The sequence below is a fragment of the Streptococcus sp. 27098_8_148 genome (assembly GCF_041432105.1).
GTDB classification, from domain to species: Bacteria; Bacillota; Bacilli; order Lactobacillales; family Streptococcaceae; genus Streptococcus; species Streptococcus parasanguinis_AE.
Genome location: NZ_JAPVYY010000024.1, coordinates 1 through 8,732 on the forward strand (window position 1 = coordinate 1; position 8,732 = coordinate 8,732).

At 35.0% G+C, this 8,732-nt stretch carries 8 protein-coding genes; 3 read left to right on the top strand and 5 right to left on the bottom strand.

Annotated elements, in window-relative coordinates:
• The first annotated feature begins 1,025 nt into the window (after positions 1-1,025).
• The 3 genes from O3646_RS10625 to O3646_RS10635 all read left to right on the top strand — a co-directional run bounded on the left by O3646_RS10625 (position 1,026) and on the right by O3646_RS10635 (position 2,464).
• Complete coding sequence (locus O3646_RS10625; protein WP_371610858.1) at positions 1,026-1,478, top strand: hypothetical protein; 453 nt, start codon at positions 1,026-1,028, stop codon at positions 1,476-1,478.
• A 1-nt stretch (position 1,479) separates the two neighbouring features.
• A complete protein-coding gene (locus O3646_RS10630; RefSeq protein WP_371610859.1) occupies positions 1,480-1,806 on the top strand; it encodes a hypothetical protein in 327 nt (108 codons plus the stop codon).
• 106 nt (positions 1,807-1,912) lie between these two features.
• Positions 1,913-2,464, top strand: coding sequence for a hypothetical protein (locus tag O3646_RS10635; RefSeq protein ID WP_371610860.1), 552 nt, complete (start codon positions 1,913-1,915; stop codon positions 2,462-2,464).
• 248 nt (positions 2,465-2,712) lie between these two features.
• Here O3646_RS10635 and O3646_RS10640 read toward each other — a convergent pair whose 3' ends face one another.
• From O3646_RS10640 to O3646_RS10660, 5 genes are all read right to left on the bottom strand, one after another.
• On the bottom strand, positions 2,713-3,801 hold the full coding sequence (locus O3646_RS10640) for a DUF262 domain-containing protein (RefSeq protein ID WP_371610861.1): 1,089 nt from the start codon (positions 3,799-3,801) through the stop codon (positions 2,713-2,715).
• On the bottom strand, positions 3,798-4,781 hold the full coding sequence (locus O3646_RS10645) for an adenine-specific methyltransferase EcoRI family protein (protein WP_371610862.1): 984 nt from the start codon (positions 4,779-4,781) through the stop codon (positions 3,798-3,800). The genes O3646_RS10640 and O3646_RS10645 overlap by 4 nt, the downstream gene beginning before the upstream one ends.
• Positions 4,781-5,176 carry a hypothetical protein gene (locus O3646_RS10650; protein WP_371610863.1) on the bottom strand — a complete coding sequence of 132 codons (396 nt, stop codon included), beginning with the start codon at positions 5,174-5,176 and terminating at the stop codon, positions 4,781-4,783. The genes O3646_RS10645 and O3646_RS10650 overlap by 1 nt, the downstream gene beginning before the upstream one ends.
• A gap of 325 nt (positions 5,177-5,501) precedes the next feature.
• A complete protein-coding gene (locus O3646_RS10655; RefSeq protein WP_371610864.1) occupies positions 5,502-6,359 on the bottom strand; it encodes a replication initiation protein in 858 nt (285 codons plus the stop codon).
• A gap of 853 nt (positions 6,360-7,212) precedes the next feature.
• A complete protein-coding gene (locus O3646_RS10660) occupies positions 7,213-8,646 on the bottom strand; it encodes a plasmid recombination protein (protein ID WP_371610865.1) in 1,434 nt (477 codons plus the stop codon).
• Between the last annotated feature and the right edge of the window lie 86 nt (positions 8,647-8,732).

The window sequence follows — 8,732 nt, forward strand, 5'->3', positions numbered from 1 at the left end:
AAAAAAACGTAGCACTCAAAAAGTTTAACTAGGCTATTATCCTAGTTAATAAAAATAATGGATAGATATAGAGATCCATGATTTTTACAGTTTATGGAACTATATATAAGTCTATGAAAAATACAAATTATGGTCTATATAGTTGTCCATGATTTGAGTAGAAAATGGTCTATATAAAAGACCATGAAAGCATTGAATAATGGAATACATAGTAGACCATGAAACAATAAAATCATGGACCATATATAAGTCCATTATTTATCTAAAATATGGTCTATATATAAGCCCATGTTTTAAAACAAACGTGGACCAGTATATAAAACCATTAATCAGCTTTAAAAAAGCGCAATGTAGCCCGAAAACGGGCTATGACGCAGCGCAAATGCTATCCTGCGTCGCTATTGTCGAACAAAAATAAACGTAAAAATAATAATCTACAGTCGGGATTTAGCAGGAGTTTCTGTTACTCTTTGGCAAAGAGTAACGTTTTTGCACCTTTGACATCGCTGCGCGACGTACAAAGGTAAAACGCTCTGCCGAGGGCCATGGGTTGCACCCCTTTTTTGGCCCATCATGGTCCAAAAAATTCACTGCGTTTTTCGGCCCACAAAGTGGACTCGAAAAATCGGCGCGAACAACGCACCGGAAAATTGCTTCACGCAATTTTTGCTTGCCCATCTTTTGCTAAAAAAATAATTTCAACTGCGTTAAAATTATCAGCAAAAAATGGTCTTCGCCCGTTCGCACGAATCAGCGTGCGATTTGTCCGCGAACCGCGCAGACAAAAAAGCTCACTGCGTTCGCCTGATCAACACACAATAAAAAGCATTATTTGTGATAATAAAATATTTTAAATAATATTAAAAAAAGCGATTGACAATAATAAAAAATAGGAATATAATTAAATTAAAGATAGATATCGTGATTAAAAGAAATTAAGAATGGGGAAAATAAAACTAACGAAAATCCGAAGAAGCCAAAATGTAAATAACAGAAAAAGTTTAAACAGAGAAGAGGATTAAAAAATGGAAATTGATTACAACTTTATTAAAAGCGAAGAAGCTAAACAAATTTATATTGCAATTATAGTTCGTAAATTCTTAAAAGAATTTTATTATTACTCAGAAAAAGAAATGAACAAAGTTATTAAGTTCAAAGACCTTGATAAAAAACTGATGGTTGAGGTCTTTATGGACGAATGTCAAAAAATTCGCAACGATTTTGACTATGCGTCTATTAAATATCAAGATAATCAAGCACAAGTGTTCTTAGACAGAGATTATTTTTTAAATTTGAAAAAGCTGTTAGATGAACTTTATACATTGAAAACCTCGAAGGATCCAGAATATATTTACGAAAAGTTGTTTGCAGAACAAACACGTCAATTTGATTTCTTTACTAAAAATTGTTTGTACGATGGTGATGAAGATCCAGCAGAACTTTTCATCAAAGAGTTTGTGACAGAAAGAGAAGTTTAGAATGAAACACAAACATATTGCAGAAGAAATTCATTTTGATTTGAAAGAGTTGTTTGAAATCTGCGCTAATGTCATTCTTGAATCAAACGAGGGAGAAGATGTTCGAGGAGTTTTAAAAGTTGCAAAAGCTTTGATCATGAATACCTCTTACTCGGACGGAAATCATTTTTCTGAAGAAGAGAAATTGTATGAGTTGGCAGATGAGTATTTAAGTGACTTTTACGATAGAAACGGCATTGAAGAATTATACGAAATTGATGATGCTGTCAATTTTTTGATGGGGATTGATAAAGCTTATCAGTTGGATCGAATTAAAGAAGATGGATAATGTCTTTATTATGTGTCTATTAGATAAACTGATTTTGTAACGAAAAGTATTACAAATATGGTAATATTGTTATTAAGAAAATCAGCGATTATTAAGGAGACGACAAGTGGAAACAAAAGAAGTTGCTGCAGAATCAAAGAAAATAGAACGTAGAGGACGTAAGCGCAAAGAAAAGACGGATCTTTCGGCGTCATTTGAGTTAGCGCGCAAAACTCATGCAGTGCAAGAATCGTTAGTTCCAACGATCACGTATCAAAGTGAAGATGAGAAGTTGTTGAAGCAACTGATTACACAGCAATTTCTTCTTTCTCAAAACGTATTAGAGCCAGCGGCTGCTGTTGTGCTAAATCATATTCACGAAGCAGCCCTTCCTGTCGGCGGAATCGCGTTGTACGGCCATTCTGTAACGCATATCGCAGAAAACGTCGGTTTGGCTTATTCAACAACTCAGAAAGCGGTGAAACATCTTGTAGACAGCGGAGTTTTATTGTCTTCTAAACATATTTCTGTTGGCTGGGAATTGTCGCAAGACGCGACGGCGTTCTTTGAATCTATCAGAAAGAAAAAGCAAATCGTACTTACTTTTGAACATTTGACAGAAGTACAAACCGAAGCAATAAATGAAGATGGTTCGATCAACGAAAATTTCGTAGATTAAAACAGATAAAAAGACGAGTTGACCTCGTCTTTTTATTTCTTTCCGAAAAATTGATCTTTTTCGGAGAGTTGTCTATCTAAAAACGCTCATGCCCTTGAGGCTCTAAGCATTTCAGCGATATATTACTTACGAAAAAATCTGAAAAATGCTCAGAATCATCATGTCAGCATCAAAAATGCGTGTTTTTTGTATGAAAAAACGCAAATTAGAGTCCGTTATACAAAAAATAGACCTAATTTAGGTCTATTTTATTTATTGGATTTTCTATGATTACAATCCTTACAGAGCATCTGCAGGTTTTCATACGTTGTTTTTCCACCTTTGCTCCATGGGGTGATATGGTCCCCGTGCATCTCTGTGTAGTCAAAGCGATTGTGACAGATAGGACAGAGTCCCTCTTGTTCTTCGTATTTTTTGCGTTTTTGATTATCTGTGAAAGCTCTTAAATTCAGATGCTTTTCTTGATGGTCAAAAAGATAGGGGTATATGCCGCTGTGTTTTTGGACTTCGTCATCTTGGATCAGTCGTTTAATTTCGGCTTCAAATTCTTCTGCATCATAGCTATTCTCGTGATATTTATTGTATAGATCCCCCCACGGTTGACCTTTCATTTCCCTGCGGTAGTATTTGGTTGGAAAAAGCATATTGACCCAGTTAATAACAGCTTGGTAGTAAGTCCATAGCTCATTAGCGTTTCTGTCATGCTGATGTTGTGCCATGTAGTCCTCAATTTCGCCATTGTTAATCCATGATAGAACTGTTTCAAGATATTCTTGGCGGTTGGGTACGCCTTTTACTAACTTATCACCTAGGGCATAAGCTGGCCCGCTAGTTTTGGAAAAATAGCGTTTAGCGTCCGAGAGCCATGGACCAGTGTAGACGGAGTTTCTTAACTCTTGGTCAGTTAGTTTTTCGCCTGCAATATTGATGATTTTGAACCAGTCGAGTTTCTCGCTATCCGTTCCCTCGCAAATATAGACCATGAGTTCATAATCTAAAAATTGGTTCTGTTTGTCAGTTGGTAGATTAGCAAAACCCATAAAATTTAGAGAGAACTCATTATTGAAGTATTGGCAGATACTAAGTGTTCTTTGCTGACCATCTAACACTTCAAAAGAATTATCATCAGTTTTAACCCAATACATGACATTCAAAGGAAAATCTTTCTGAACGGTTTCGATAACAGCATCACGTTGTTTATCTTTATAGACAAACTCTCTTTGATAAGGAGGACGTACATCAAGTTTACCTCCGTAAGCTCTTACACCTTGTTCCTCATTATCTTCATATCCTTGAACAAGATCTCTAATTTTTATTTTATTTAATTCTATTTTCATTTGCTTGCCTTTCTTTTGATTAGTATTCGAGCATATACTTCTTTATTGTTTAAAGTAAATCTCTTACCATAATGAGGGTTATCAGGTACATATCTATCAATACCAATTAAGTCAAACTGCTCTGGGCTCCGTTTATTCAAAAATGTTATAGGAACACCCATAATTCCATCATAATCATATGGGATTTCAGCAACTTTATTTACATTGATTGCATCGTATTCATCATATTTTGGAAACTCATCAGGTGTGTATTTCTTGTATAGAATGAGATCCTCGTGACGTTTTTTGAAATCTAGGTTTGTGAACCAACAAATATTCCCAAGACTACGCCATTTTTGGCCAAAGTCATCAATCCAAAAACGTGTTTTTCTTGGTTCATAGTGATCTGGTACTTTGAAAGCCATATCTCCATAATTTGCTCCAAGCCACATCTGGTTACTTTGCAAGTAATTGAAAATTTCCTTATAGGTGATAGCATTCTGATTTCCAATAATCAAAAAATCCTTTTGATAATCGAAAAGCTGAATGATAAATTCACGAAAAAGACTGAAAGGTGGATTTGTTACTACGATATCACATTCCTGAAGAATAGCGATACTTTCTTGGCTTCTAAAATCTCCGTCTTCTTTAAGATCAGTAATATAACCTAAAGGAAGTTCAATATTGGACCCCTCAAGCGTTAAAAAAGTAGGTTTATGTTTTTCTGATTCAGGGACATCTTTGTAGATATCTAAACGGTAAGATTCTCCACTTTCCTTGTAATGTGTTGAAGTTAAACGAGACAAACCTAATCGACTGAAATTTAGAGCAAAATAACGCCAGAATGATGATTCTTCTGGATCATCACAGTTACAGAAAACATGTTTCCCTTTAAAATGTTTTGTGTAGTGTTTTAGTTCTTTTTCTACATCGCTAATTTGAGTGTAAAATTCATCTTCCTTATTTGCTTTTGCTTTAGTTAATGAGTTATTACCTGCCATTATTTATCCTTTCTACTAGAAAACAACCGTTGCCACCAGCTTCTTTTAGTTTCTAACAATAATGTTTCATTTTTCATCGTTAGAGCTCCAATCAGTTGAAGTTGATTGTTGCTTGTTTCGATCATATCAGTAATCTGCTTGTCTTTTTGCTCGATTTGATCCACTAATTGAGTGCGTTCGCGTTCAAAATCCTCGCGCAATTGCTCTATTTGGCTTTGTAGCATCTTTTCTACACGTTCGCTAGAATGTGCTACACTATCTACATCTGTATCGACATCTTCTATAATACATCTATCTAAAACATATTGCGTCAAACTCTTATTCTGTTTCTTAGATAATTCTACAAGTCTTTCTTTCTGTTCTTTTGATACACGCATACTAATTTGCACACTCATATTCTCACCTCTTTTTTGTCGATTATATACGTTGTACATAACGTTATGTATAACAATTATATCACTTTCTATACATTTTCTTTACAGATATTTTGTTAAAATCGATTTTAAGCTCTCATTTCCTTATCGGTATCTATAGAAAAAGAAACTAAATGGTCTGGTAGGGTAAATATACCACCCTGACCTTTAATGTCTTAAAACATAATAAAAACAATTAGAAAATACAGCTAAAAATCGAAGCCCTATTTTTTTACGATTTAATAATATAACTAGGCTATTAACCTAGTTAAAAATAAGATAATAAAAAAGACGGATAAACCGCCTTTTATAAATTTTTCGCTTTTTCTATCAATTCGTCTGCTTTCTTCTGCAGTTCAGAAGTTAAAGGTTGCTTTTTGTACGGTTTGACCCGTTTTGGCACGTTCGTTCCTTTGCTTGATTTTGATTTATTAGACTTTTTCGGTTTTGGTTTATTGAACTTATCTGGATCATACGTTCCAGTCACTTCTTTTTTCCAAGTAAATTCATATCCTAAAACTGGATTTCCACGCTTTTTTGACTTGATTTTTTTGACTTTTAAATCCTCAAAATAGGGAGACAACTGTTTTAAAATCGGAGTGATGACCGCTCTATCGATTTCGCTCGATTTATAGCTACTTGGCATATCTAACAAAAGTTTAAATTCATCAATCTTGAACTCTTTTCGTCCAACCGTTCGCCACTGTTTCAGAAGTCTATAAGCGGTTTTTGCGTAAGTCGAGCGAATGGAAGTAAACTCTTGCAACTCATACTGAGTAAAATTTGCTGATAACTTATTCAAAATATACTCAAAAAGAGGAGATACAGAAACTTGGGCTTGCATGTCTGACAAATCATCTTCCCATTCAACTTTAAACCGTGTAAAAAGTGGCATGTATTCAATAGAATTCTTTGTTTTCTCGATGTATCTTAATTGAGAGATGTTATTTGCTAAACTGTCCATTGTGTCATAAAATCGCTTATTGTGTTGGATAGAATAGTTTGCCAATTCTGCCAGTTGATGTTTATCGAAAATAAGGTCAGAAGTGCTTTTGTCTCTTGCTTTTGTAATAATCGCAAAAAAGAAATTCATCTCTTCTGCTGTCCATTTTCTCATGATAACCGTGTTTAAATCATTGTGATGCTTAACTACTTCATTAGCCATTAAGAACTCCTTTTCATTTCTTCTTAATTATACCACCAAAAACTTTATAAAGCAAATATTTATATTTGTTCTTAATAAACCGACATTTCTACACCCATAAACCGACATTTCTACACCCATAAACCGACATTTCTACACCCATAAACCGACATTTCTACACCCATAAAACTCGAAAACCCTTGTGACTCTAAGGTTCGCGGAGGTGTTAAATATATTATTAAACATATATATAAAATATATATAAATAAGGGACTCACTTCGTTTCGCCCCCAAATCTACACCTTCGTTTGATTTTTTTGAGGCTTCGCCTTGGAGCCTTCGGCTCTCGGTCGCTTCGCTCCCAGAGGGCTTGCGCCCTCTTGTTAGCATTCAATCCAACATTTGTGATCTTACGATTTACTTTTTGTTTTGAATGCAACACAGCTGGCCTATAAGGAAGCGTAAGCCTAAAGGATAGACCATGGCTATTTACATTGATGGAATCTAAAGTCTAGTGAATAAAGCCAATAAAAAGGACGGCTTTATCCCGTCAGCTTTTGGGGTAGATGAATTATATAAGTTAGCGAAAGTAAACGAAAATGGCAGTAAATCTAAACTTTTTTTGAATCAGGTTTATTTTAAATAATCTCATTTAGATTTAAAAACAACAAAAATGGCACTTTTTAACAACACTTTTTTTAAATTGTTGTTTTTAAACTCGATTTTATATAGTTTATACACTTTGCTCAGATTTCGGAAACCCTTGAGAGAGTAAGGATTTTGCGTCCTATTATGCAAGTGTATAAATTTATCTACCTTTTTTGCAAAACTTGGATATTAAAGTATATAAACTGTATAAAATGCTGTAGATTATCTATCTGCTAAGATCGAGATCATCTCTTTCAAAGCTTCGTTCATTATCTTCTAGCTCAAGATCTTGTCTTTGAACAATCTTTTCAGCGATCTCAGCACGTTCTTGATCCGTTAGATAATACTCTTGGTCCTGCAATTGAGATCTGTATTTGTTTCTATCTTCAATTACAGCCGTTAATTCTTTAGATAAGCTATCGTTTTCTCTAAGTAGACCAGCCATTTCTTCTTTTAGTTTAGCAATTGTAGCCCTCAGACGTTTTACAATTCCTAAACCAAGAACATGATCTTTAAAATCTTTCAACAACTGCATCAGCGGGCCAGAATTAGCCCTACGTGCCAAGTCATCAAAATCCTTTTCTGGAACCATAACATAACGTTGTTTTTCCTCGCCAAATCCTTTCTCTTTGATTCGATAGTTCCGCTTGTCGTCAATTGGTTTATCTGCAATCAGCTGCATCTTCAACATTGCATCGACAGTTTTATCTTCGATTCGTTTCATATCAAGCTTTTCAGACTCGCTCATGATCTCATCGTTCATCTGCTTAATAATTCTAGCTTGTTGCTTCTTACTAGCTTTAAAAGCTTCATCTCTTTTTTGGATCATTTCTTCTTGTTTTTGGAACATTTCTTCTTGTTGTTTCAATCTCTCGTTTAACTCATTCATCTTTTCTTCATGAGCCTTTTCTTCGCGTTGCATTTTAACAATCTGACTTGATTTTCGATTCTCAATATATTCCATCGCGTCTTTATATTCACGCATATCCTTGATATCATTCGTCTGACCAGCTTTTCGGTCAATTCCGATTTCATGTACAAATTCATGCAGACGATGAACTTCTGCATCTCTAAACGCTTTAAGCTGTTCCCTCCCAGATGGGCCGAAGCCTTCCTGTTCCAGAGCCTTTCTAAACGATGGTTGCACAGCAAGCCCATTTTTGTATCCAGTTGCTGTTGGAACCACGTTAAAGTGTGCGTGAGGGGCCCCAGATTCGTCCAGATGGACGATAGCATTGTAAATGGTCATATTATCGTGCCGTTCGTTAAAATCTATTACGTAGCGTTTCAGGGCCTCTCCCACCTCTTGCTTTTCTTCAAAACTTAGTCTTTCCCAATCTGCCTTATTACCGACTGCAACAATGAATTCCCTTTGTAGGTCCAAGTTTTTGGACTTCTGGACGTGTTTATAATAATCATCGATCTTGCGATCTTTGCGTTTTTGCTTCGCATTATAAGCGTTCAGTGCGTCGTCAAATAGTTCGTGATAAACATCTTTGATATCACGTTTGAAAATCTGAATATTGTATTTCGATTTTTCGCGCTGAATGTGCTTGTGAGCGTCGCTTTTAAATTCCTTTTCTGTCAGTTCGCGGTTGTTGTGTCTGATATTAGTTTGTTTTGGATTAGTTTTGAAAGACAATGTCATTGTTTTATTCATGATTTAAACCCACCTTTTAAGATTTACTATTTTAAGAGTTACTAATAGTATGCCATCTTTTGTTAAAAATAAAGATAAAACAGAAG